Source organism: Microcoleus sp. bin48.metabat.b7b8b9.023 (assembly GCF_013299185.1).
GTDB lineage: Bacteria > Cyanobacteriota > Cyanobacteriia > Cyanobacteriales > Microcoleaceae > Microcoleus.
In genome coordinates this window covers 60,174-85,200 of record NZ_JAAFKG010000002.1, presented here as the reverse complement: position 1 = coordinate 85,200, position 25,027 = coordinate 60,174, and the positions used below count along the sequence as shown (strand labels likewise).

Genomic DNA, 25,027 nt, shown 5'->3' with positions numbered 1-25,027 from the left:
AGATTGTCCGCCCCAAATATGTTATTTAAATAGGAAAAAGCTTGCCCTCTCGTTTGCGTTTGCATCAGAATCATGATTTTACCAGTGCGAGCTTAAGAGCTCGCAAGTTATCTCCTCTGGCGAGCGGGGACGATCGCACTTTCGACAATTCTGCTGTCACCGGATTTAATAGGATACATAAAAAGTCATCCACTCAATCTTAATAACTAATCGGTCTTTCTAAAGCATCTTGTAACTGAAGTTCTAAAGGTCTATCAGAGCGAATTTCTAAACCAGGTAAATCGTGTTTTACTAACAGTTTTTCGCCTGTTTCCGTCGCAGTGGAACTCGGCCAGAGTACCCAACGACTACCGGGCGTAAGAGTGTTTAAACTTGCAGAGTTTTGAGTCAGCCAAATTATCGATAGTTGCGATCGACTATCGATCGCATCTTCCCCAGCATTAACCGCCGCCAAAGTTTCCAAAACTACCCGGTTCCCCGATACAAGTCCGGTTCCTGCCGTCCAAAGTTTGACGTTTAACAGGCGCTTGCTAGCATAGAAGTAAAGAGACGCTGCTACTGTCACCGCTCGTTCAAATTCCTCTGGTTGCCACAATGCAGCGCTGTCGAGAGCAATAATAATTTCTTGACCGCCTGCTGCAACTTCTAACTCTCTCACCCGCAGTTCTCCGTAGCGGGCGCTGGTACGCCAGTGAATCAGGCGGGTGGGGTCTCCGTGACGGTAAGGTCTCAGGTTGCGGGTGAGGCCTTCGGTAGCGGTTTGCGATCGACTACGATCGTACAATTGCGGACTGTCTTCTTGACCGATGCGATCGATCAAAGGGCAAGTGCTCAACGGCAAAACCTGCGGGTAAACCACCGCCACCGCTTTTACCGGGCGGCTGCGACGGCACCAAAACAACCCTAAAGGCGCGGCAGTCCTCAAGTGCACCTCTTGCCAGCGATAGACGCCCCGCTGCCGGACTTCCAAGTAGTATGTATCCCTGTATATACTTTTAGGCTCTACGATCTCGATCGGGCGGACAAGCTCTTTTCCTAATACAAACGGTAAGATGTCTACCACTTGCAACAAGGTTTTAGGTTGGCGGGCGCTATTTTCGATTTCTAGTTCCACGGTGATTTTATCGCCAGCACTCACCGGTTCGATCGGGTGGCGGCGCACTTCCAAGGAACGCAGCGATTTTGCAGGCAAAACCGCAGCTACTACCAGCAGCGCCAAACTGCCACCGCTGAGCGCGTACAGCCACCCAGCCATTGTATTAGTAGCAGATCCAAAAAAGAACACCGTCATCCCTGAGAGCAGCCAACCCGCGTAGGCAGGAGTAACAGCCCGATTTTCGAGCCAATCGGCAATTTTGTGACGGATGTTCATAGAAGTTAAAACTGTTAATTACTCGATCGCCCATCAAGCCTAATTGTAAAATATTCTCAGCATTTGGCACCGAATTAGCAAGCGAGCGATTAGATTATAAATCGGGAATTTTTTCACTCATACCTTGACCCCGCCCAATAACGGATACAAGATCCCGACACTGAATCGCGCACGGTCAATCCCCAAATTTTAGACCATAGTTGAAACTCCCAGATTCAAACCTGCGAGTTAATCTAAAATCTAAAATCTAAAATCTAAAATCGACTGACTGGAGACTAAAAAATGAACCCATTAAACAATCCTACACCAGTTAAACCCGACCCTCAAGCCCGCCGCACCCCCCCGCCACCGCCACCCTTGGCTGCAACTCCTGCGCCACCACCACCACCCCCGGCGCCTGCTGCACACCCGCCGGCGCAGCAACAGCAGCAGCAACAGCAGCAGCATCATCATCAGCGGGCTGTTGAGACTCCCATAAGTACGATCGAACAAATGGTCAGAGATGCCCATAGCGCCTCGGCTTCCGATATTCACATTCGAGTCGGCCAAGTACCTCGATTTCGGATTCGGGGCGTGATGCAAGTAGCAACCACCCACCCCAAAGTCACGCCAGAAATTTTTGAACAATACTTAGCCGAAATTCTCACCCCCGAACAGCGAAAACAGTTTGCAACTACCAAGGAATTAGATTCAGCAATTTTTTACCCAGGCTTCGTGCGGTGTCGGCTAAACTGTTTTGATTCCCTCAGCGGCGGCGCCCTAGTATTGCGGTTAATCAGTTTAGAAATACCCACTATCGACTCCTTGAGGTTGCCCGACGTTCTCAAAAAGATCATTTTGCGATCGCAAGGATTAATTTTGATTACAGGGCCTACGGGTTCAGGGAAATCGACAACAGTAGCTGCGATGATCGACCACCTCAATCAGACGGAACAGAAGCACGTAGTTACAATTGAAGACCCGATCGAATTCATTCACCCTTCTAAAAAATGCTTGGTCAGCCAGCGGGAAGTCGGCTTGCACACCCACGAGTTCCAGCAGGCTTTGCGGGCAGTTTTGCGGGAAGACCCCGATGTCATCCTGATCGGGGAAATGCGCGATCGCGTTACCATCAATACAGCCTTGCAAGCAGCTCAAACTGGTCACTTAGTATTGGGAACCCTCCACACTCGCAGCGCCATCAACGCTCTTAACCGCTTGTTAAACCTCTACCCGCCCGAGGAACAGCAGGCAATGCGGATTCAAATTTGCGATTCTTTAGTAGCAGTAATTGCCCAACTTTTGCTGCCAACAGTTGACAACCGCCGCGTCGCAGTTCACGATATTTTGGTGAACACGCCAGCCATGCACGATTACTTGATGAAAGGTGATGATGATGAAGCTTTCCGGTTGATGCAAAATGACACCTACGAAGGCATGAAGATTATCAACCAGGATCTTTACAAACTCGTACTTGAAGGTAGAGTGACAATCGAAGAAGCCACAAAAACTTCTCCCGAAGCCAGCGATTTAGACCGCCGCTTGCGGACAGGAGGCTACGAAGTTGGGTCGGCTCGAGACTTTGAAGGTAGCAAAAAAGAAAGGAGCGTTCGCGCCTAGCCTAATAGCAACATACATACAGGGGTAGGCACAGCAAGCCTACCCCACAAATTAATACCATTTAACGCACTTGCCATCTAGGTTGTAGGACTGCTACTTTGAGAGAGTTCAGGGAGCGCTGCGACTAATACCTTCACCATATAGTCATCGCTCATAAAAATCAATACCGGATGCGGGAAACAAGCGTGACTTTAGTCCTTCCTAGGGAAGCGGCTCGGGGGACTTCAGTCAAGAGTGTTCTTTCTTTGCTATTTCTATTAAAATATTGGGCGTTGCTTAATCATGGTATGAAAAAAATAAGTTTAAAATCCAAAACCTTTGTGGATACTGGTTTCTATGACAGACCTATTTAGCCTTTCATACCGTAAATCAGCAACGCCCCCAGTTATCGAAGGCGGCTTCCATCTGTTTGGGGTGGAGACGTTCAATCACCCGCCGAAAGCTATCTGGGCTGGGGATGCCATTGGGGAGTGCTAAGAAGGTGGAGAGCCAAGCTTGTTTGCTACTGCCATAGAGTTCCACCATGGCTTAAGAGCTTTGTCCGCCTGCAATGGTGGAGAGAATCGCCACGATCAGAATATCGGATAAAGGATGCCATTGTCCCCGTTCGACTCGCTCGATCTTCGACGGATTTAAAACAGTCTACTAATCCTTGGCTTAAGGCTGATATTTCTAAGGGAACCGCACGAGGTGTGGGCAGCTCAACAGCGGGCAGCGGGCGCAAATCCTTGAGACATAACGGTAACCAAGAGGTGGGAATACCCTCCAGTGTTACCTTGTGTCAGCCTCGAAGCGAGGAAATCTAACAAACCTTTAGCATTGCACCTTTAACCTCAGTATCTGGCTTATTAATCTGTATCCTGAGCTACTATTTAACGTGCGCTTACCCTGCCTACAGTTAGCTACTATTTCGCTGATTTCTGTGCCTTTTTTTCCGATTCTACAGATTGCAAAGCTTCGTCCAGAATTGCCCGAGCTTCCTCAGCTTTGCCCCTAGCTTCTCGATAGCGGACATTAGCTTGAGCGAAGTTTTTGAGAACCTTAAAACCGTCTTTCAAACGACCAATTTCCTCCGCACTCACAGGCTCATCTGTAAACAAAATATCGATCGCCTCCCGGATTTTTAGGGCTTCTTCCCGCGATTCCATCACCTTCAATTTGAGACTTGCCAAATTGCTCAAAATCTGCACTGCTTCAGTAATTGCGTCCTCACCGTCAGACACAGCAGCATCTTCGATAACTTCAACAAACTGCTTGGGCCCAAATCCTTCTGCGAGCTCTGTAGGTAGCTTACCTTCATCCATCAGCAGCATCAGCTTATCCATTGCTTCTTCGCGGGCTTTCGCTGAATCTTTCCCTTTGACGGTTAAAATAATTTCGGGGCTTTGAGGAAGTGTATAACGAACCATATTTTGACCACAAGTATGCGAAAACAATTGAATGATATTTTATTTTATCTTGATTCGATCGCCTGTTGCAGCTATCCATCGGCTCCCTTGCCAACCTCTTGTCAAAAGTTGACACACATACACTCAAAAAGGAATCCTCGACCATGAAAGATAAAATTCTTAACTTCCTCAACTTGATTTTAGTCGCTGATGTGTTTTTCGTCTTGGCGATTTTTGCGTGGTTTGCGATCGCCGTTGCAGGGCGATCGACTGGCGTAAATCTCGGTTTCGATTTATGGTACAGTCTTTGGCAGCCCGTATTTAATCCTGCCCTCGGTATTCTCATGGGCGGTGCAATTCTCAGCGGTATCGTTAACCAAGTTTCTAAACGCCTCAATCCCAAGTAAAATTTATGTTGTATTTGAGACGGTGATTTGGGACGCTACGAAAGTTGGCTATCAAGCTTGTACGGTGGATCGCAGATGAGCTGCTCAATTAGGTGAAGCTTGAAAATACATAAGTATGTCATTGCCAGTGAAACAAAGTGCAACGAAGCAATTACAAAGGTTATTATAGCTTTACATTCTGTTACAGAGTAAAGTTTATTTCTAACTACTTACCAAAGAAATGGGTCTAAAGCCCCGTCCTTATAGGACGGCTTTAATCTTCTTGATTCTATCAGCGAATCATAGTAGTATAATAGAGTAAATAGATAGCCAATAAAAATGAAAGCAAGGTATCAATTCCGTTTCTATCCAACCAACCAACAGCAACAGAGTTTATCTCGGTTATTTGGTTGTGTGCGTGTAGTTTGGAATGATGCTTTAGCCCTTTGCAAACAATCTGAAAAAAAGCCGAAATCGGCTCTTCTTCAAAAAATAGTAATCACTGGGGCAAAACAAACTGAAGAAAGAGCATGGCTGAGTGAGGTTTCAGCAATTCCCTTGCAGCAGTCTGTAGCAGACTTGGAAACAGCTTTTAAGAATTTCTTTGAATCCTGTAAGGGAAAAAGAAAAGGACGAAAAGTAGGCTATCCAAGGTTCAAAAAACGCACAAACAGCCAATCAGCAAGGCTAACTCGCAACGGCTTTTCAATTAAGGGAGATGGGGTTTATCTAGCTAAAATTGGCGTTGTCAAACCAATTTGGTCGAGACAGTTGCCCTCAGATCCTAGTTCTGCAACCATAATCAAAGATTGCGCTAACCGCTATTTCCTTAGTTTTGTTGTAGAAATTAATCCCGATATTGTCGAAGCCAAAAACCACAGCATCGGCATCGATCTCGGTATTAAAACCTTTGCAGTGATGAGTGACGGAACATCAGCCCAAAGTCCAAGCTACAAACAGCTAGACCAAAAAAATCGTAAGCTACAGCGCAAGCTAGCAAGACAGCCCAAGGACTCAAAACGCAGAAATAAAACTCGGATTCAAATAGCCAAACTGCACAACCAAATTGCCGACACTCGCAAAGACTTCCTGCACAAACTGTCAACCAAAATAGTTAACGATAACCAAGTAATTGTTTTGGAAGATTTAAATGTGTTTGGCATGGTCAAAAATCGAAAGCTGTCAAGAGCGATTAGCCAGCAAGGGTGGTATCAATTTAGAGCTTTGTGCGAGGCGAAATCTGAAAAAATTGGCAGAGAGTTTAGGGTAATTAGTCGGTGGGAACCGACAAGTCAAATTTGCTCGGATTGCGGTTTCAGATGGGGAAAATTGGATTTGAAAATCCGATCTGTTCAATGCTTGAATTGCGGCACTGAACACGACAGAGATGAGAATGCAGCAAAGAATATAAACAAAGTCGGGATAGGGCATTTCCACGACTATAAACGGACACAGAGAGAAGATAAGACCACTTGTGGCACATCTCGGTGAAGTGTCAAGAATCCCACGGTACGGCCGGGGAGTATGTCAAGTCGAAAATCAGGATTGAACGAATCGGAATCTAAACATATCAATCATGTACTGAGGAACAAAAGTCTGGCTTAATTATGGGAGAACAAAAACGTATCGGCATTCTCACCAGCGGGGGTGACTGTGCAGGCTTAAACGCCGTGATTAGAGCCGTTGTTTACCGCGCGACGGGAACATACAATTGGCAAGTGATGGGCATTCGTCAAGCCACCAAAGGGTTGATGAGTCGCCCTCCTGAAGCTACACCCTTGAATATTGAGAAAGTAGATTCCTGGCTGACTATTGGCGGTACGATGCTAGGCACTACAAATGAGGGCAATCCTTTTGCTTTCCCGATGCCGGATGGCAGTTTGCGCGATCGCTCTGATGATATTATTGAAGGCTACCATCAACTAGGTTTGGATGCCTTAATTGGGATAGGTGGCGATGGTAGTCTCGCCATTCTCAGAAAGATTGCTAAAGAAGGCAATTTGAATTTAGTTGCTATTCCTAAAACTATTGATAATGATGTCGGAATTACCGAGCGTTCGATCGGTTTTGATACTGCTGTCAATATTGCCACAGAAGCACTCGATCGCTTACATTTTACAGCGGCCAGTCACAGCCGCGTCATGATTGTTGAAGTCATGGGACGCGATGCCGGACATATTGCGATTAGTGCCGGAATTGCTGGCGGTGCTGATATAATTCTGATTCCCGAAATTCCTTACAAAATTTCCGAAATCTGCGCCAAAGTTCAAGAACGCCAACAACGCGGAAAAAACTACTGTTTAATTATAGTAGCGGAGGCTGTGCGGACAGAAGCAGGCGATTTAGTAATGCACACAAATCGCTTAGGCCAAAGTCGATTAGGTGGCATAGGTCAGTATTTAGCTGATACAATTTCTGATTGTAGCGGTGCAGAAACTCGCGTCACAGTTTTGGGACACATTCAACGCGGAGGAACGCCTTCTCCGCTAGAAAGATTAATTGCTTCGGCTTTTGGTGTCGCAGCAGTTGATTTAGTTGCCGAAAAGAAATTTGACCGCATGGTATCTTGGCAACAGCGGGAAGTTGTGAGTGTTCCGCTGGAAGATGCGATCGCCAAATACAGACCTGTAGACTTCGATGGTACTTTGGTTAAAACGGCCCGCGGTTTGGGAATTTGTCTGGGAGATTAGTCAATTATCTGTCCGATTTCTCAAAGATTAACGAAGTTCAAGAAACCGGGGTTTTTCGCGATAGAAGGTTTTTGGCTAGTATTTAGTTAAAAAACCCGGTTTCTGACACCATATTTTTCATTTTCCCATCAGGAAATCATCTGCGTTTGTCTGTGTTTATCTCCTTGGCATCTGCGGTTACTCTATTAAGTTGATTTTGCACTGGTGAAAAAAGTTTAGGGTGCAATCCGCCCGATCGCCCGATCGGCAGTTTGGATGTCGCAGAGGTACGATGGAATATAGGGAGGGAGACCAAGCCCGGTAAGGTTAAGCTTGGCGATAATACCCACAGGAAGGGAAAAATGACACTTAACTTGCGGCGACCAATTTTGATAGGCGGAATAGGACTTTCAGCAGCGCTGTGGCTGTTGGAAACTCTACAGCATTCGGGTTCAGAAATGGGAGAAACGGCACTCATCGGCTTGACGGCTGCCGGTGCGGGGTATTGGTGGTGGAAACAACAATCTCCCACACTCGAACTCGAACTCCCGCAGCCCCTGGCCAAGCGGGAAGCAGCCGAAAAAGCGATCGCGACTGCCGAAGCAGCAATTAAATTGCTCGCCTCAGAAGCTCAAAACTCGGTAAATCCGGCTCATCTAACCGCAAAGCTCGATCGACTCAAAGCCGAATTAGACAGACAAGATTTGCGGATTACCGTAACTGGTGGCAAATCAGTCGGTAAAACTGCCTTAATTCAAGTTTTAAACTCTCAGTGGGCATCCCAACAGCCACAACAGCAGATTTTGTCAGAAACAGTACCGCTGTTTGCCAATACCACAAATTCCGATGCCAAAATCGGCGGTGATTTAGTGCTGTTTGTCACGGCGGGCGATATCACGGATTCCGAGTTTCAAACATTATCTCAACTAGCGTCCGCAGGTCAGCGCGTGCTGCTAGTTTTGAACAAACTAGACCAATATTTGCCAGCGCAGCAGTCACAAATTTTGCAGCAGTTGCACCAAAGAATGCAAGGAATATTGGGGACAGAAGATATAATTGCGATCGCAGCTTCCCCCAATTCGATTAAAGTGCGGCAGCACCAAGCGGACGGCACTGTTCAAGAACGGATTGAAACTCAAGTCTCTCAACTCGAACCGCTGACAGCAAGATTGACTCAAATCGTAACTGAAGAACGGCAACAGTTGGTCTGGGCGAGTGCAGTGCGCGAGGCTGCAACGGTTAAATTAGAAGCAAAAACCTTATTAAATGGCGTCAGGCGCGATCGGGCAATGCCCATCATCGAACAATATCAGTATATCGCCGCCGCCGCCGTTTTTGCTAACCCGGTTCCAGCCTTAGACTTGCTAGCCACAACCGCCATCAGCACCCAACTGGTAATCGACCTCGGCGCTATCTACAAGCAACAGTTTTCCTTAGACCAAGCTAAGACAGTCGCGGCAACTTTGGCAACCCAAATGTTCAAACTGGGATTGGTAGAAGTGTCTACCCAAACTATTACTGGACTGCTCAAAAGCAATGCCGTTACCTATGCAGCCGGAGGCGCAGTGCAGGGAATTAGTGCAGCCTATTTTACCAGAATAGCTGGACTAAGTTTGATTGAATATTTCCAAAATCAAGAACTGGAAAATGCGGCCAAAGGCATTTTCAGTCTCAATCAGTTGACTAAGACTTTGCAAGCAGTATTTCAGCAAAATCAACAAGTTTCCTTCTTGCAATCTTTCGTCAACCAAATTGCAAGTCGTCTGTCGCCTCAGACATCTGGGGTTTAGTAGGTACGTAGTTGCGCTTCAGCGCTCTTCTCTTATTATGATGAAAGAGCGCTCAAGCGCAACAACGTACCTTGTTTGTGCGAGCTTTGCGCTCTTGTATATGTGAAAGAGCGCTCAAGCGCAACTACATACCTTGTTTGTGCGAGCTTTGCGCTCTTATTATATATGTGAAAGAGCGCCCAAGCGCAACTACGTACCTTGTTTGTGCGAGCTTTGCGCTCTTATTATGTATGTCAAAGAGCGCTAAAGCGCAACTACGTACCTCAGATTTAGCGCTCTTCTCTTATTATGATGAAAGAGCGCTCAAGCGCAACTACGTACCTTGATTTCGTGGGACAGTTGGGTAAGTCATAAAATTTATCAAAAATTGTATTAAAATAAGAAATAGGATGTTATATTTCCACGCTCAATTACATAGCTTAAAAAAGCCGATCGCCAATGGCTGACAATTCCCTTCAAGAAAATCGCCTATCCCTAGCCCGCGCCAGTTTGCGCCAAGCCCTCGCGCGCTACTCCTACCTGCGCCAAGGCAAAAAAAACTCGAACAACACAGAATTAGAAGCCGCGCTGCAAACTCAGTTAGATATTTTAACTTCCACTTCCGAAAAACTCGACCATAATGTCATTCGCATTGCTACTTTCGGCCTAGTCAGTCGCGGCAAATCAGCCGTATTAAACGCACTTTTAGGTCAAAAAATCCTGCAAACAGGCCCCCTCAACGGCGTGACTCAGTGGCCGCGTTCGGTACGTTGGAGTGTGCCTTTACCCCTCCTTGACAGCGTAGAACCCCCCCAACCCCCCCTTGCTAAGGGGGGGCTTCTGGAACCCCCCCTTGCTAAGGGGGGGCAGCGGGGGGTTCAAGTAGAATTAATTGATACTCCCGGACTTGATGAAGTTGGCGGGGAAGTGCGCGGCGACATGGCGAAACAAGTAACTCGCCAAGCTGACTTAATTCTATTTGTTGTGGCTGGCGATATCACTCGTACTGAATATCAAGCTTTGTGCGAATTACAAACTGCTCAAAAGCCGCTAATTTTAGTTTTTAATAAAATTGACCTGTATCCAGAATTAGACCGAAAAGCTATTTACGAAAGTTTGCAAGCGCTGGGAAATTCCGAACAGCTAGCAGCCGATGCGGTAACAGATAAGGAAGATTTGGACGATTTGGACGATCGCCAAAATAAGATCCCTGCTCCTAAATCTACAGCAAAACCACCCGCTAAAATTGCCAAATCCTTAGAAATAGTCATGGTAGCCGCCGAACCCGCACCGGTGCAAGTGCGGGTAGAATGGTCAGATGGAAGTGTCACTCACGAATGGGAGTCCCCGCCTCCCCAAATAGACGAACTCAAGCACACAATTTTGACAATTCTTAACAGAGAAGGGCGATCGCTCCTCGCACTTAATGCTTTAGTAGAAGCTAGAGATGCCGAAACAAATCTTGCCCATCAAGTGCTCAAATTGCGACAAACAGAAGCCGAGGATTTAATCTGGCAATTTGCCAAATATAAAGCTTTGGCGGTAGGCTTAAATCCCGTTGCTTTCCTAGACATAATGGGCGCAACAGTCGCAGATTTAGCCTTAATTCGCTCTTTATCCAGACTTTACTGTTTACCGATGACTGGTTACGAAGCCGGCAAACTTTGGCAAACTATTTTCTCCAGCGCTGGCGGCGTACTTTTGGGAGAATTAGGTAGCAGTTTCCTCTTGGGATTTGGGAAAAGTGCGGCCGCTGTCGCCCCACAAATCGGCTTTTCGACTTTCGCCGGAGTCGCTGTCACTCAAGCTAGTTTAGCAGCCTACGGAACCTACGCTGTCGGTCGCGCCGCCCAAGTTTATTTAGAAAGAGGCTGCACCTGGGGCCCTCTGGGACAGGATACTGTCATTCAAGAGATTCTAGCTACCATCGAGCGCAATACAATTATCGATCGCTTGCAGCAAGAATTCAAAATTGGTAATTAAAAAAAGGCGATCGATATCTAGCAGCTATTGTCAATAATACTACATCCGATTGAGCTATCATCAACTTGGTTCGATCGTTCGGAATGTGAGTCCTAGTCATGAGAGATGCGGACTGAAGTCCTCACTACAAACCTAATGCGGACTGAAGTCCTCACTACAAACTTTTAAGGACTGAAGTCCTCACTACAAACCTAATGCGGATTATATTCTTATCGTCCGGCGATTCTCACACCTTCCCTAAAATGAACAATCGTCGCAATTACCGCAATACAAAAGTAAAATATTCTAATCAGCCAAAAACAAACCCGCATTGACCAAGAAACAATCGTCGGAGCAACACCAGTTAACTGCACAAATCTCGAATTAACCTTTTTTTCAAAGCTGTCGAGGTCTTTCATCTCAGATTGTTTTGTGGGAATCACCGGAAACTGACCGGTATATACATAATAACCGAGAAAACGCTCCACTCCTACCTTTCGCTTCAAAAATGAGTTAGTTAATGTTGCAGTTTCCGTCGGCGATAAGTTATCCGATTCCGCTACTTTGTCCAGCCAAGAATTATATCTGATGGCTGGCGTACTCATGAAAACTATGGGAACTATAGGTATCAACAAAGCCGCACTAATTTGGCGACTGTATTTAGGATGTAGCAGTTTTGTCGCGATGCCAAATCCCATGCCGATAAAAGCAAATACCAATATATTTAACAGTTCAATAATTTCGATGCCCCTCAACAAATCACCGATAATCAGAATTGTATATAATAATTTATCTGCCAGCAGCAGAGCTGCGAACTTGATGAGAATTGACACGCCTACAATAATAGCTGCAATCGCCAGATAACCTATGCCACCTAGGACGTACAAGAAAATTGAACCGACTTGTTTTAATGGCTGCATGGAATTATTCACTCTTGTGAAAGTTTAGGAGTCTGATTGACAAAACAATTTAAAATTTTAGATAAATCTGGCTCTCCACATTTGAGTCTTAAAATTGATTAGTTTGACATTTTGCAGTCAATCTAAAATCTAAAATCTAAAATCACTTGACAAGTTCCTGGGCGGCCGCTTTTGCGACTTGTGCGATCCGTTCCTTCACAACACCCTCTTCGTTAGCGCAGCCCTCGAAGAGGATCGCACTTTGGTCTGGTTCCTGTTCGCGATCGATCCCCAACCATAAAAGATACTCGATATTACCGGCCGGGCCAAGTAAAGGCGACCACGTTAAGCCTCTTTCCTGCCATCCTAAAGCTGTAGCTGCCTTCCACACTTGAAAAATCGCATCGGCTTGAGTTGCCGAGTCTCTGACTACGCCTTTTTTCCCGACGCGATCGCGCCCCACCTCAAATTGCGGCTTTACCAACAATACCGCTTCTCGCGGTGGTGCCAACAATTCCCACAGCGCCGGTAAAACCTTATCCAGCGAAATAAACGACACATCTACTACCGCCAAATCTGCTCGCGGTGAGTCTCCGTAAAGCTCCGTAGCAGTCATGTAGCGCAAATTGGTGCGTTCTTTCAAAATTACCCTCGGATCGTTGCGTAAGCGCCAATCAGCTTGACCGTAGCCAACATCGATCCCGTATACCAGGGCCGCGCCGGCTTGCAGCAAACAGTCGGTAAAACCGCCTGTGGAAATACCCCCATCCAGACAAATTCTGTCCGTGACGGGAATTGCAAAGATTTCTAAAGCTTTGGCTAATTTGTCGCCGCCTCTGGAAACGTAGCGCGATCGCTGTTTAATCAAAATATTGGCTGCAATGTCAACCTCAGTGCCCGGTTTGTCAATTACCTGTTGGTCGATCGAGACTTGGCCAGTCCGAATCAAGGCTTGAGCTTGTTGTCGGGAGGTACATAAATCCAGGTCTACCAATAAAGTGTCTATTCGTTGTTTAGCCAAGGTGTTTAATCTGTACGGATAGGGTTAAGGACAGTATCAGATTAGCACTTACGCAAAAACCCGACTGCGGATTTTTTATAATTATTTGGGTTTTCCGAGGGCGATGCCCTCACATCAGCATTTTTATAGTATTTTGAAGCTCGATGGGCGATCGCTCCCACCCCACATGATGTGACTTAGATCGCTATGAGCCTGTAGTTTTATCACACATCGACATTCGTAGAATCACATAAAAAATGTCGCAAATCAAAGATTATGTAAATACAGGGGAATGCGCTACAAACACAATCAGGGCGATGGACATGAAAAAAACGAACTTTCCGATCAGAAATTCTGACATTTGTCAAGAAAATCCTCTGGCCTTCGTCAGTGGCAACATAATCCACATTCTTTACCCCAACGGCGAAGTAGAAGCAATCAGCACCGACCAAATCAACCGCCACCACACGAAAAATCCCCTCGACAAATGCCTCGTCTGGGGATATGTCGGCGATTTTTAATACCAATTTCCAACAAGAATACAAATGAAGAGCCAACTCCAAACCCTTAGGCAGTAAGTCATTGTCTATTCTTTAAGCCCCAATCGAAAATGGTATAATCCATAAAAAAGATCGCTTTTCTGCTGTGATCCCAAAAAAGCGATCGAGAGCCTGCTACGTGCAAGCCACAAAAGCAATTTGCTGCTAAAAAAACCAGCTTGCTTGACTTAAATATCTTGTTCGCTCAATTCGCGAATCATATAATCAAAAGGCTGTTCTAGAAAAGGCCCGACAGACAAGCCGGCAGATTCAACCTGAGCCTTAACCATCTCCTTCATAATGCTAATCCCCATCACCGTCGGGCCGATGGGAACGCTCAGAGAATTGTAAGTTTCCCGCAAACCTTGGAGCACGCGCTCGTCCAGCACATCGGTACTTCCAGCCACCAAGGCGTAGGTAGCGTAGCGCAAGTAGTAGTCCATATCTCGCAGACAAGCCGCGTAGCGACGAGTTGTGTAGGCATTACCACCGGGACGAATCAGTTCGGGCTGTTCTGCAAATAGCTGAATACCAGCTTGCTTGACAATAGCCGCAGCATTGCTGTTAATCGCTGCTGCTGCTTGTACCCGTGCTGTGCCAGTTGCAAAATAAGATTTCAACCGATCGATACCATCTCGGTCTAAATACCTACCAGCAACATCATAATTTTCAATCAGACTCGTCACGGCATCGCGCATAAGTTTCTCTCCCAAAAATCTTTATCAATACTTTGCTATCTGAGATAGACCGCCTATTGTAGACTACTACAAATCGGCCTTTGATTAAGATTTGAGATAGGATTTGCACACAGGGTAGTCCCTCCCCGGCAAATGACCGCCAAGTTCAGCCGTTTGCCTGATATCAACAGCCGAAACACAGACAAGGCAATCATCACAAATTGTCCTGATCCACTGGGCCCACTTTAATATTTTGTATCTATTGTTACAAAACTGTGGGTACTCAAGGCATACGATCGCGCAAACAGTCTGAAATTTGCCGTTAGCGAAGCCCGCCCCTACGGGGGCTACGCCAACGAAGAGGATCGCCCGCAACAAAACCAATATCAGGAGTAAGTCATGTTCCAGACACCCCAAGAAGCCCTAAACTACATAAAAGAAAATAAGATCCAGATCGTCGATCTGAAATTCATCGATATGCCGGGGATCTGGCAACACCTTTCCCTGTACCACGACCAAATCGACGAAACCGCCTTCACCGACGGCGTACCCTTCGACGGTTCCAGCATTCGGGGCTGGAAAGCCATCAACGAATCAGACATGACAATGGTCATCGATCCTACCACCGCGTGGATGGATCCGTTCATGGCAGAACCCACCATCAGCTTCATTTGCAGCATCAAGGAACCCCGCACCGGCCAACCGTACAGCCGCTGTCCCCGCACCATTGCCCAAAAAGCGATAGACTACCTGCTGACCACCGGTCTCGGCGATACAGCATTCTTCGGCCCAGAAGCAGAATTCTTCATTTTTGACGACGTTCGCTTCGACCAAACGCAAAATTCCGGGTATTATTACGTAGATTCCGTCGAAGGTCGCTGGAATTCCGGCAAAGAAGAAGCAGGCGGCAACCTCGGCTACAAACCGCGTTACAAAGAAGGTTATTTCCCAGTAGCACCAACCGATACCTCTCAAGACATGAGAACGGAAATGCTGCTGACAATGGCAAAATGCGGCGTACCAATCGAAAAGCACCACCACGAAGTAGCCACCGGCGGGCAGTGCGAACTCGGTTTCCGCTTTGCGACATTAGTCCAAGCCGCTGACTATCTACTGACATACAAATACGTCATCAAAAACGTCGGCAAAAAATACGGCAAAACCATCACCTTCATGCCCAAACCGCTGTTTAACGACAACGGTTCCGGGATGCACGTTCACCAGTCGATTTGGAAAGATGGCCAACCGCTATTTGCAGGCGATCAATATGCAGGTTTCAGTCAAATGGGACTGCATTACATCGGCGGCATTCTGAAGCACGCCCCGGCACTTTTGGCAATCACCAACCCGACGACCAACTCCTACAAGCGGTTGGTTCCCGGTTTTGAAGCGCCTGTAAACTTAGCTTATTCTCAAGGAAATCGATCGGCATCAGTGCGAATTCCCCTTTCCGGGAACAACCCGAAAGCCAAGCGCTTAGAATTCCGCTGCCCCGATGCCACATCCAACCCCTATTTAGCCTTTGCAGCCATGCTGTGTGCAGGCTTAGACGGCATCAAAAATCAAATCGATCCGGGCGAACCTTTGGACGTAGATATCTACGATTTGTCTCCCGAAGAATTAGCCAAAGTTCCTTCTACTCCGGGTTCCTTGGAAGGCGCGTTAGAAGCTTTAGAAAAAGACCACGCTTTCTTAACAGAAACAGGCGTCTTTACCGAAGACTTCATCCAAACCTGGATTTCTTACAAACTCGACAACGAAGTCAACCCGATGCGGTTGCGCCCTCACCCTTACGAGTTTGCTTTGTACTACGATTGTTAAAAACTTAAGAATCAAAAATGGAAATTATGCCATTTTTAATGCTTAGTTAAAAAGAACGCCGCCCTACAAAGCGGCGTTTTTTTATAGTTTAGAACTTCTGGATCGGCGCCCAGACTTTGCCTTTTTGTTAGCGTGCATCTGGTATGAATGAAAATATACTCGTAGGGGCGAAGCATTTCGGCAGTAAATCTGTAATTTCCACTGATAAATTATGTGCCGAAATGCTTCGCCCTTGCCTTGCGCCAGATGCACCCTTTTGTTAACATAAAAATTATAGCCTTTGTCAAAAAGATTAGGTATAACTGACAGCTTACATAACCAATGAAGCCAAGAGGGCCCAAGCCCAACAACGTCCGCGAATCTTTATGAGAACCGCTATAGATGTGTTCAACAATCAACAATTAACAGTCAACAGTCAACATCACCAGACGCTGCAACCGGAATTGTATTAGATGCAAACTAGATCGAGTACGTACTGAATCGGGACTTTGGGAGGCGTAAAGTATAGAAGTTGCCGAACAGGCGCACCGCGAGGTCGATCGACGGCTAGCAATTTGTTACCCTAAAAGTAGAATCATCCCTCCCTCAAACTGCATCCCATGAACAACGCCTCTCCCCTGATTCAAACTGTGACTCCAGAACGCTGGGCCGGGTTTAGCATGGACTTCATAGGGGCGGGTTGCACAGGTTTGTTGGTCAAAAACGGCCGCGCCGTGCGTACCCTGAAATCCGGGCGCCATTTCAGCTTCGCCCTTCCCCTGCTGGAACAGTGTCAAATTGTCCTCGTAGATACCAAACTTCGCAACTTGGACGTGCAGTCCCACGGAGATTTTTTGTCTAAGGATAGATTTTTAATTGATGCGACTTTGACGGTTATTTATCAAGTTATAGATCCGAAACGGGTAGCTTTGGAATTGTCCGATCCGATCGCAGCTTTGGCAAGTGCAGTTAAGGATTGTATGGGATTGGCGATCGGGCAATTTTCTTTACAACAGCTTATCACCCAAGGCCGGCTGTTGCTGCGCCAAAATTTGCTCGATCGCGTCCAAGACTTTTATCCCCTAGGTTTTAATTTAGAAGACGTGCGAATTGGCGATGTCAGCTTTCCCGAAACCAACGGAGTGATCCGCCAAGTTGAGGGAATGAGTGCGCGACAGGAAGCAGAAAATTCGGCCGCCCTGCAAATGAGAATTGCTGAAGCTGGCCGCCCGATCGTTCCTCAAGCTCCCGTCCAGCAGTTAAACTTAATTTCGGGTCATTCTCCTGCGAGTCTTCCAGCTTCTGAAACAGCAGCAGGATTCGATCGCGATTTGCAACAACTCAGCGAACAACTCGCTCAAAATAGTCTCCCACCCGCGAGAAATTCACCTTCACTTGCACCGACTGTACTCGCCAGCAGCGATCGCAAAAATACTGCATATTTAATCTACAAGTTTTCTGGACAGGCGATCGGTTTAACGGCCAATCCTTTTACAATTGGACGCGAACCGACTAACAGTTTAGTGTTGCAAGATCCGCAAAGTTCCCGCTACCACGCCCAAATCCGCCGCGCCACTGACGAAGTTGGCAAACAGCGATATCAACTTGTCGATAGCGGCAGTTCCAACGGCACTTTTGTCGGAGGGCAGAGGCTGGCTGCTAACGAACCTTTTTGGTTGGCAAATGGTTGCGAAATTGCGATCGGCGACCAAAAATGGGTGTTTCAAGACGGATGAAAACTACCCTTTTTTCGATCGAACTTAACGCCCTGTCCAAACTCGGACTACGGGTATTTTGTGATACTAATTTTATTTATTTGTACTTATGCTGAATGTAGGGCGATGGGTGAGAATAGTAGCTGTCAAAATCGGATTGTCAAACTTATACTGAGATTAGTGTCAGTGTGAAACCCAGTGAATGCAAGGATTGTAGAAAATAGGTAACAGAATGAATGTGTATTTTGACTGATTTTTAACCCGAAAAAAGTCAGTAATTCGGGCGATCGACCGCATCCTAACTATCAAAAAAACTAGGTGTCAACTTATACCAAAAAACTGTTCCTTAATGAACAGTTTTGTTTGTTGAAATAGGGCTGCCCTAGCCCAAGATATTTTGAATTGCGACGATCGAAATATTAGCAATCAACCCCAATACAGTTGACTTAAGAAAAATCTGACTTGCCCAAAATGGCTATATTGCCAGAAAATCGTCAGATGAAATTCATCAAAAGCATTAAGTAAACCGTATTGAAATATAATCCACTCCATCAAGAGAAGACTTTTGAACCGTATTGGGGCGCTAAGAGCGCAGAGGGAAGAGTATTGCGAGGGTTTTGGAAAAAAACCTTTTATCCCTCCCCTCTCTGTGTTCTCTGTGTTCTCTGCGGTAAAATCTTCTTAATATCTACTTCACCTCTTTATAATCCAAAAATCGTCAGATGAAATTCATCAAAAGCGTTAAGTAAACCGTATTGCAATCAACCCGATCGCCCAGATCCCAAAACAAAAATAGCAGGTGTTGTTTTATACCCAAAAAAGGTTCTTGTACGAACATTTTGATTGTTAAAAATATGAGGAGGAAATCAGACTAATTTAAGATTGAGGGAGGCCAATAAATTGAACTGATAAATTGTGTGCAAGTCACGATCGCGTAAAAGTACAAAATTTAGGCAAAATCTGTAGTTGTCTATATTTTAGCCGTAGATTGCATCGCCCGGGCGATCGAGCTGAACAAATCCAAATACCTGAGCTTAGAGCGAACCGAGCCGGACTTAAAGTCTTTGGACAAAAACAAGCACTTGCAAAAGTTAGTAGGAAAAAGGTTTTGAATCCGAGTTTAAATCACCGAAAATATTGGGTCTGAAACCTCCCCGTTTAGGGGGAAATCAAATAAAATGATTCATTGCTCCAATCCTCTTCTATCGACGGCTATGGGTAGCTGTCAACAGTCAACTAAGAGGGCAGGCCCGCACCATCCACTGCCCCTACAACTGATGAACCCACATCCCCCGTACCCAATTCCAAATGTCTCTGAGTAGAATTCTCTTCCCAACCCTAGGGGGGATATCTCCACAAGCATTTCGAGCGAGAATTTGTCAAGATTGAAAATATAACGAGAGGACAACCCCATGAGCTTTTCTATACAATCTGTTTACAACTGGTACCGCGAGACGCTCCGCAACCCCAAGTACCGCTGGTGGATTATTCTGGGAACACTGGCATATCTGGTAAGCCCGATCGACATTGCGCCGGATTTCCTCCCCGTAGTCGGACAAATTGACGATGTGGCGATCGCAGTATTGCTGATTTCGGAAGTGTCCCAAATGGCGATCGACTATTTTAAATCCCGCCAAACACAGACAGCCTCAGCATCAGAACCAACCGACACCTATGCAGAAGGGACACCCCGCACCGTAGATGTAGAAGCATCCTCTGTACAATAGTTGCCGAAAATAACTGAATACTTTACACCTTTTCGAGAGTGAGTGGGAGCAGAAAACATCGGCTCCCTTTTGCATGGGCGCTGGTAAACTCATGGGTGGGCGATCGAACAGGTTCGTAATGAGGACTTCAGTCCTTTCCAGGTTCGTTTCCAGGTTCGTAATGAGGACTTCAGTCCTTTCCAGGTTCGTTTCCAGGTTCGTAGTGAGGACTTCAGTCCTTTCCAGGTTCTTCGTTTCCAGGTTCGTAGTGAGGACTTCAGTCCTTTCCAGGTTCTTCGTTTCCAGGTTCGTAGTGAGGACTTCAGTCCTTTCCAGGTTATTCGTTTCCANGTTCGTAGTGAGGACTTCAGTCCTTTCCAGGTTCTTCGTTTCCAGGTTCGTAGTGAGGACTTCAGTCCTTTCCAGGTTATTCGTTTCCAGGTTCGTAGTGAGGACTTCAGTCCTTTCCAGGTTATTCGTTTCCAGGTTCGTAGTGAGGACTTCAGTCCTTTCCAGGTTATTCGTTTCCAGGTTCGTAGTGAGGACTTCAGTCCTTTCCAGGTTCTTCGTGAGAACTTCAGTCCTCATAATTTTAAAGAATAAAAACCGAGGACTAAAGTCCTGACTACAAACAATCGAACATGATATGATTTTGAGCTTGAGGAATCGGTGTTAACAGCAAATTTTCATTTATGCAGTTTAGCGACTTAGTAGAAAAACTGAATTTAGCCAACAGCCACAGCCTAAAAGCCTCCAGCGCTGCCGATCGAGAAATTACAGGCACCGCCCCAGTCGATGAAGCCACCGAGGGTACGATCAGTTACATAGAAGGAGCTAAATTTGCCGCTCATGCAGCCACTACAAACGCTTCAGCCTTAATTTTACCCTTAGATGAAGGCTTGCAAGCTCAATGCAGCGATCGCAACATTGCTTGGATTGCCGCAGCCGATCCCCGATTGCTATTTGCTCAAACCATCGGCATTTTTTACCAACCATTTCGCCCAGCATCCGAAATACATCCCTCCGCTACAATTCACCCCGAAGCCGAAATCGGTGAAAATGTCAGTATCGGCCCCCACACAGTTATTCAAGCAAAAGTCAAAATCGGCAATAACGTTTGCATTCATCCAAATGTCGTAATTTATCCAGATGCAGTAATTGGCGAAAATACAGTTTTACACGCTAACTGTGTGATTCACGAACGTGCTCGCATCGGGGCAAATTGCGTCATTCACAGCGGCGCCGCGATCGGGAGCGAAGGTTTTGGGTTTGTGCCGACAGCCTCGGGATGGGTGAAAATGGAGCAGTCTGGCTGCACGGTATTGGAAGAGGGCGTTGAGGTGGGCTGCAACAGCACGATCGACAGGCCCGCCGTCGGAGAAACCCGCATCGGCCAGAATACGAAAATCGACAATTTAGTACACGTAGGTCACGGCTGTCAAATCGGGAAAAATTGCGCTTTTGCCGCCCACGTCGGCTTAGCGGGCGGAGTAATAATTGGCAATAATGTAATTTTGGCAGGTCAAGTAGGAATAGCCAATCAAGCTAAAATTGGAGATGGCGCGATCGCCACAGCCAAAGCCGGAATTCACAGCGACGTGCCCGCAGGTGCGATCGTGACTGGGGTTCCAGCAATTCCCCACAAACTCTTTCTCAAAGCCGCTGCTGTGTACAACCGCTTACCCGAAATGTACCAGTCCCTGAGACAAATTCAGCGCCGGATCGATCGCCTTTGAAGCCACTAAGGAACTCCGGTAACGAATACAGGATTTGATATTATATCATTTGCAGTCAATTCCTCAGCCTAAAAACAGTTTGTAGTGAGGACTTTAGTCCGCAGTTTGTAGTGAGGACTTTAGTCCGCAGTTTGTAGTGAGGACTTTAGTCCGCAGTTTGTAGTGAGGACTTTAGTCCGCATCCATAATTACGACTAGAGTCTTGAGTGCGAACCAATTTTATTGTGTGGTTTTAGCGAACATAATTTTAGTAGTAAATATCCCATCGCCAAACCAAGCATATTCGGCAGAAACCTGGTTTAACAGCGTAATTCCTATTACCCCTAAATCGCTGCACACTCTTCTATTTGTGAGAAAATCGCTTAAATGTGGAACAGCCTGAATAACCTGCGACTGATGTCGCCGTCAATACCGGCAATTGTCAAAGTAATTGTTTTTTTCTCAACTTGGGCTTGTTTGTGGCTACCTATAGCAATTATATTGGCGATCGCCCTAAAATGGCATCCGCCCCAACCTTTAGGCAACAAAAAACTGCCTTTACTCGCTTCCCTCTACTTAATTGTACCCTTAATTTTGTGGGCGACAACTTGGATCGAAGGCGCATCTTTGGCTGACTGGGGTTGGGATTGGCAACCCGCAACTTTCATATCCTCGCTGGTGGGATTAACATTAGCAGTAGTCAGCTTAGCAGTTTTGTTCGGCGTGCAATTAACCGCTGGTTGGCTGGAACTACAAAACACCAAAGTTCAAACCGAAACAGGCGAAACAATCATTAATTTTCCGGCTTCAATTCTGAAGCCTTCAACTCTGGTGACTCTGTTATTAGCCCTGTGGATTAGCGCGACAGAAGAGTTAATCTTTCGCGGCTGTTTGCAAAATCTACTCCAGCAAGATTACTCAATATTAACCGCAGGTGCGATCGCCAGCTTAATTTTTGCGATCGCCCACCTAATTTGGGCGCCAAAAGAAACTATACCACAACTACCTGGATTGTGGCTGATGGGTCTGGTTTTAATTTTAGCCCGCATCGCCGACAATGGTAGCTTAGGATTGGCGATCGGACTCCACGCCGGATGGATTTGGGGTATAACTACCGTAGATACAGAAGGACTAATCAATCAAACCAACAAAGTACCGGAATGGATTACAGGAATAGCAGCAAAACCCCTCGCAGGTGCGGTTGGAATCCTGTTATTGCTAGCAACATCAGCCGTAATTTTGTTAATTTAAATAAGACTTATTGCTAGAGGTATGTTGTTGGGCTTTAGCCCTAAGAGAGTTAAGGTATGTTGTTGGGCTTTAGCCCTCAGACTAGAGGTATGTTGTTGGGCTTTAGCCCTCAGACTAGAGGTATGTTGTTGGGCTTTAGCCCTCAGATAGTTGAGGTATGTTGTTGGGCTTTAGCCCTCAGATAGCTGAGGTATGTTGTTGGGCTTTAGCCTCCTGAGAGTGATTATATAGTAAGCGAAATCGTATCAAAAACTTTATTTACAGTCATACCTCATCTTTCGCTCGAAATGCTATAAATCAATACGGTTGACTTTAAGAATAATCTGACTTGCAAAAAATGCCTGTATTGCCTAGCAAATCGTCTGATAAAATTCCTAAAAAAGCGTTAAGTAAACCGTATTGTGCTATAAATTACTTAATTCAACCTCAAACAGGCCCAGACTTAAGAAACCCGGTATCTCAAAGAAACCGGGTTTGGGATGTTCTATTTTTAATCCACTAAAATCAACAAAGCCATCACTAAACTATTGTTCAATTACGCTGCATCGCGGACAGGAACAGGTTCAGGTTTTTTTTGGGTGAAATGTGCGGGAAGTACAGATTGTCTGACACATCTCGATATCGATCGCAAATATACCACTTCTGCTTGAATAGAATCCAGCGTAGAAAGACTGTCAACTAACTGCTCAAATTCATCAGCAGTAATTCCGGCACCCTTCAAGACTTCTTCGTTGAGCCGCCCGTACATTCCTTGCAGCAGGAGTTCGATAATCTCCGTGTAGTCAGCAATTTCTGTTCCGTAACCTTGCAATTTCTTGGGATTGACACCCCACTGCAAAATCTTTAACAACTCTTGGGGTGAACTCCATGCAAAAGACGAAGCAATCACTTCTTTTTCTGCTGCGACTAGAGCGTGCTTGATTTCCACTTCCGGTAAATCTGGAGTGTTGATTAAGTTTTCCAGGTTCGACACTTGTCCATCTAACACGCGCAAAGAAAAAGGAGCTAATTCTACAGTTACCATGTCGCCAGCATCATCAATCATTCTAAAAGGATCTTCCAGAACATTAATTAGCAGATGGATGTCTGTAGGCTTGCTCCAGTCAAACTGTCCGAGGAAAAACGGTTCTTCGTATCCCGGTAAAAGTCCTTGAAAATAAATTGGCAGATTTTTGCCTGATTCAAGAATTTTATAAAGAGCGACTTCCAAGGTTTCTGTCGGCCACCCGAGATTGCTGACGGCGACCAATTTCAGTTTTCCGGGAACGGACACTACCAGAGCGTTCAGCAATAAATGTACGGCTTCGACAAGATTTTGAGCAGTGACGTAGCGGTGGGGAGCGTGAACGTTGACAGTTTTACTTTGCTCTACTTTTTTGGACATTTGCTCGCAGAACAAGCTATTTTCCAACATATGAGTAAAGCGAACCATCCCGTAAGTGACGTTTCCCGCTTGAGCTGCTTTGGCAAATTGCCATTCGGCAAACTTTTTGGAGGCTGCGTAAACTTCGGTTGTAAAGTATCGAGATGTTTTGCCTGTTGAAGAGAATACGCAGTCTGCTACACCGTATTCTTCGCATAGCTGGATGACGTGTTTGCATCCTAACAGGCTGGTTGTAACTGTTTCTCTGATTTTGATTTCAGCTAGTCCGGGTTGGCGTTGGGCTGCTAGGTGAAAAACAATCTGTGGTTTTTCTACCTCAAATATATGTTTCAGTGCCTCCAAGTTGCGAATGTCAACCGCATAGAAAGTTACTGCACCTTCTTTGTTAAAATGCGGGAGAGTTTCTTCAGGGTTTTGACATCGGGCTTTGTCTGCGGAAATGATTTTGGTTGCGCCTAATTCGAGGAGTTTTTCGATTAAGAAAGCGCCGACGCATCCTTCTCCCCCGGTTACGAGAATGGTTTTTCCTTTGATTTTGCTGTTGACTGCGGATGCGTGCAGGTGAATTGTACGATCGCGCACGTCGGTAAAAGGATCGCTTTCTAGTTGTCCGTCGGCTTGATAGGCGGTGATTAGCTGTGCGGTGAGAGTTTGTAGGGCTGCTAGGATTTCAGGATCTTGGGGTTCCGGGGAACCTGGGGGAACTAACCGTTGGATGCGATCGATTATTTCGGCTTTGCTAGCACCTTCAAACACTTCTGAGGGGTTAATTACACTTTTCACTGTTGGCTCCTTGAGATTCTAGAAATACGGTTGCTGATAAGCGAGTTGTTAAACTGATTTTCGAGGGACAGAATCTTTTAAAGTCTGCTTGATTTTAAGATTTTTTGGACTGAAAGCGACTTGATGGGAAAGACACCCTATGGTAAAGACACCCTATCGGCTCTCATACTAATTACTTGTCTTCAGCCTACTTGTAGTTTTATTAAGCATTTTTTTACCTATTTATTTTGGCGATCGACCAAGTTGGAACACGATCTATCAAACATTTGTCTCTACAACTATAAACTTAAGTTGCTGGCTGTTGGCAATACTCAAAACATATCTTTACTATTTCTTTGCAATCACCTACGAGTTTTGACGCAATTTTAAAGTTCATATAAAGTAGCGCAAGCGTTAAAACTCTTAACATTATA

General features: G+C 45.9%; 19 protein-coding genes. 12 read left to right on the top strand and 7 right to left on the bottom strand.

Features of this window, described 5'->3' with window-relative positions:
• Positions 1–199 precede the first annotated feature (199 nt).
• Positions 200–1,372, bottom strand: coding sequence for a DUF58 domain-containing protein (locus QZW82_RS01660; RefSeq protein ID WP_293143541.1), 1,173 nt, complete (start codon positions 1,370–1,372; stop codon positions 200–202).
• 282 nt (positions 1,373–1,654) lie between these two features.
• Between QZW82_RS01660 and QZW82_RS01655 the strand changes: the two genes are divergently transcribed.
• The gene (locus QZW82_RS01655; RefSeq protein ID WP_293143538.1) at positions 1,655–2,971 is read left to right on the top strand and encodes a PilT/PilU family type 4a pilus ATPase; all 1,317 of its coding nucleotides are present in this window, start codon (positions 1,655–1,657) and stop codon (positions 2,969–2,971) included.
• A 369-nt stretch (positions 2,972–3,340) separates the two neighbouring features.
• Here the strand turns inward: QZW82_RS01655 and QZW82_RS01650 are convergent, their stop codons facing one another.
• Entirely contained in the window at positions 3,341–3,496 is a 156-nt protein-coding gene (locus tag QZW82_RS01650; protein WP_293143535.1) for a transposase family protein, read from the bottom strand.
• 380 nt (positions 3,497–3,876) lie between these two features.
• Complete coding sequence (locus tag QZW82_RS01645) at positions 3,877–4,380, bottom strand: hypothetical protein (RefSeq protein ID WP_293143532.1); 504 nt, start codon at positions 4,378–4,380, stop codon at positions 3,877–3,879.
• A 143-nt stretch (positions 4,381–4,523) separates the two neighbouring features.
• Here QZW82_RS01645 and QZW82_RS01640 point away from each other — a divergent pair, with 143 nt between their 5' ends.
• The 5 genes from QZW82_RS01640 (at position 4,524) to QZW82_RS01620 (ending at position 11,166) form a co-directional block, all read left to right on the top strand.
• Positions 4,524–4,766 carry a hypothetical protein gene (locus tag QZW82_RS01640; protein WP_293143525.1) on the top strand — a complete coding sequence of 81 codons (243 nt, stop codon included), beginning with the start codon at positions 4,524–4,526 and terminating at the stop codon, positions 4,764–4,766.
• A gap of 318 nt (positions 4,767–5,084) precedes the next feature.
• Positions 5,085–6,236 (top strand): transposase, encoded by a 1,152-nt coding sequence (locus QZW82_RS01635; RefSeq protein ID WP_293143522.1) that lies wholly within the window; start codon positions 5,085–5,087, stop codon positions 6,234–6,236.
• A gap of 116 nt (positions 6,237–6,352) precedes the next feature.
• Positions 6,353–7,435, top strand: coding sequence for an ATP-dependent 6-phosphofructokinase (locus QZW82_RS01630; RefSeq protein WP_293143518.1), 1,083 nt, complete (start codon positions 6,353–6,355; stop codon positions 7,433–7,435).
• Positions 7,436–7,776: 341 nt separating this feature from the next.
• Positions 7,777–9,204, top strand: coding sequence for a DUF697 domain-containing protein (locus QZW82_RS01625; RefSeq protein ID WP_293143515.1), 1,428 nt, complete (start codon positions 7,777–7,779; stop codon positions 9,202–9,204).
• 438 nt (positions 9,205–9,642) lie between these two features.
• Positions 9,643–11,166 carry a DUF697 domain-containing protein gene (locus tag QZW82_RS01620; protein WP_293143512.1) on the top strand — a complete coding sequence of 508 codons (1,524 nt, stop codon included), beginning with the start codon at positions 9,643–9,645 and terminating at the stop codon, positions 11,164–11,166.
• Between the two features lie 209 nt (positions 11,167–11,375).
• Here the strand turns inward: QZW82_RS01620 and QZW82_RS01615 are convergent, their stop codons facing one another.
• Together QZW82_RS01615 and QZW82_RS01610 are read right to left on the bottom strand one after the other, a co-directional pair.
• On the bottom strand, positions 11,376–12,065 hold the full coding sequence (locus tag QZW82_RS01615; RefSeq protein WP_293143509.1) for a hypothetical protein: 690 nt from the start codon (positions 12,063–12,065) through the stop codon (positions 11,376–11,378).
• Between the two features lie 142 nt (positions 12,066–12,207).
• Entirely contained in the window at positions 12,208–13,065 is an 858-nt protein-coding gene (locus QZW82_RS01610) for a TlyA family RNA methyltransferase (protein WP_293143506.1), read from the bottom strand.
• A 236-nt stretch (positions 13,066–13,301) separates the two neighbouring features.
• On the opposite strand from QZW82_RS01610, the gene QZW82_RS01605 reads away from it, so the two are divergent.
• Entirely contained in the window at positions 13,302–13,565 is a 264-nt protein-coding gene (locus QZW82_RS01605; RefSeq protein WP_293143503.1) for a hypothetical protein, read from the top strand.
• Between the two features lie 206 nt (positions 13,566–13,771).
• Here the strand turns inward: QZW82_RS01605 and apcB are convergent, their stop codons facing one another.
• Entirely contained in the window at positions 13,772–14,281 is a 510-nt protein-coding gene (gene apcB / locus QZW82_RS01600; protein ID WP_293143500.1) for an allophycocyanin subunit beta, read from the bottom strand.
• A gap of 378 nt (positions 14,282–14,659) precedes the next feature.
• On the opposite strand from apcB, the gene glnA reads away from it, so the two are divergent.
• The 5 genes from glnA (at position 14,660) to QZW82_RS01575 (ending at position 22,447) form a co-directional block, all read left to right on the top strand.
• Positions 14,660–16,081 (top strand): type I glutamate--ammonia ligase, encoded by a 1,422-nt coding sequence (gene glnA / locus QZW82_RS01595; protein ID WP_293143493.1) that lies wholly within the window; start codon positions 14,660–14,662, stop codon positions 16,079–16,081.
• A 599-nt stretch (positions 16,082–16,680) separates the two neighbouring features.
• Positions 16,681–17,796 carry an SPFH domain-containing protein gene (locus QZW82_RS01590; protein ID WP_293143491.1) on the top strand — a complete coding sequence of 372 codons (1,116 nt, stop codon included), beginning with the start codon at positions 16,681–16,683 and terminating at the stop codon, positions 17,794–17,796.
• Between the two features lie 1,391 nt (positions 17,797–19,187).
• Positions 19,188–19,502, top strand: a complete 315-nt coding sequence (locus tag QZW82_RS01585) for a YkvA family protein (protein ID WP_293143488.1) — start codon at positions 19,188–19,190, stop codon at positions 19,500–19,502.
• Positions 19,503–20,173: 671 nt separating this feature from the next.
• Positions 20,174–21,217, top strand: coding sequence for a UDP-3-O-(3-hydroxymyristoyl)glucosamine N-acyltransferase (gene lpxD / locus QZW82_RS01580; protein ID WP_293143485.1), 1,044 nt, complete (start codon positions 20,174–20,176; stop codon positions 21,215–21,217).
• A gap of 366 nt (positions 21,218–21,583) precedes the next feature.
• Entirely contained in the window at positions 21,584–22,447 is an 864-nt protein-coding gene (locus QZW82_RS01575) for a type II CAAX endopeptidase family protein (RefSeq protein ID WP_293143482.1), read from the top strand.
• A 535-nt stretch (positions 22,448–22,982) separates the two neighbouring features.
• Here QZW82_RS01575 and QZW82_RS01570 read toward each other — a convergent pair.
• Positions 22,983–24,614 carry a polysaccharide biosynthesis protein gene (locus QZW82_RS01570; protein WP_293143480.1) on the bottom strand — a complete coding sequence of 544 codons (1,632 nt, stop codon included), beginning with the start codon at positions 24,612–24,614 and terminating at the stop codon, positions 22,983–22,985.
• Positions 24,615–25,027 lie beyond the last annotated feature (413 nt).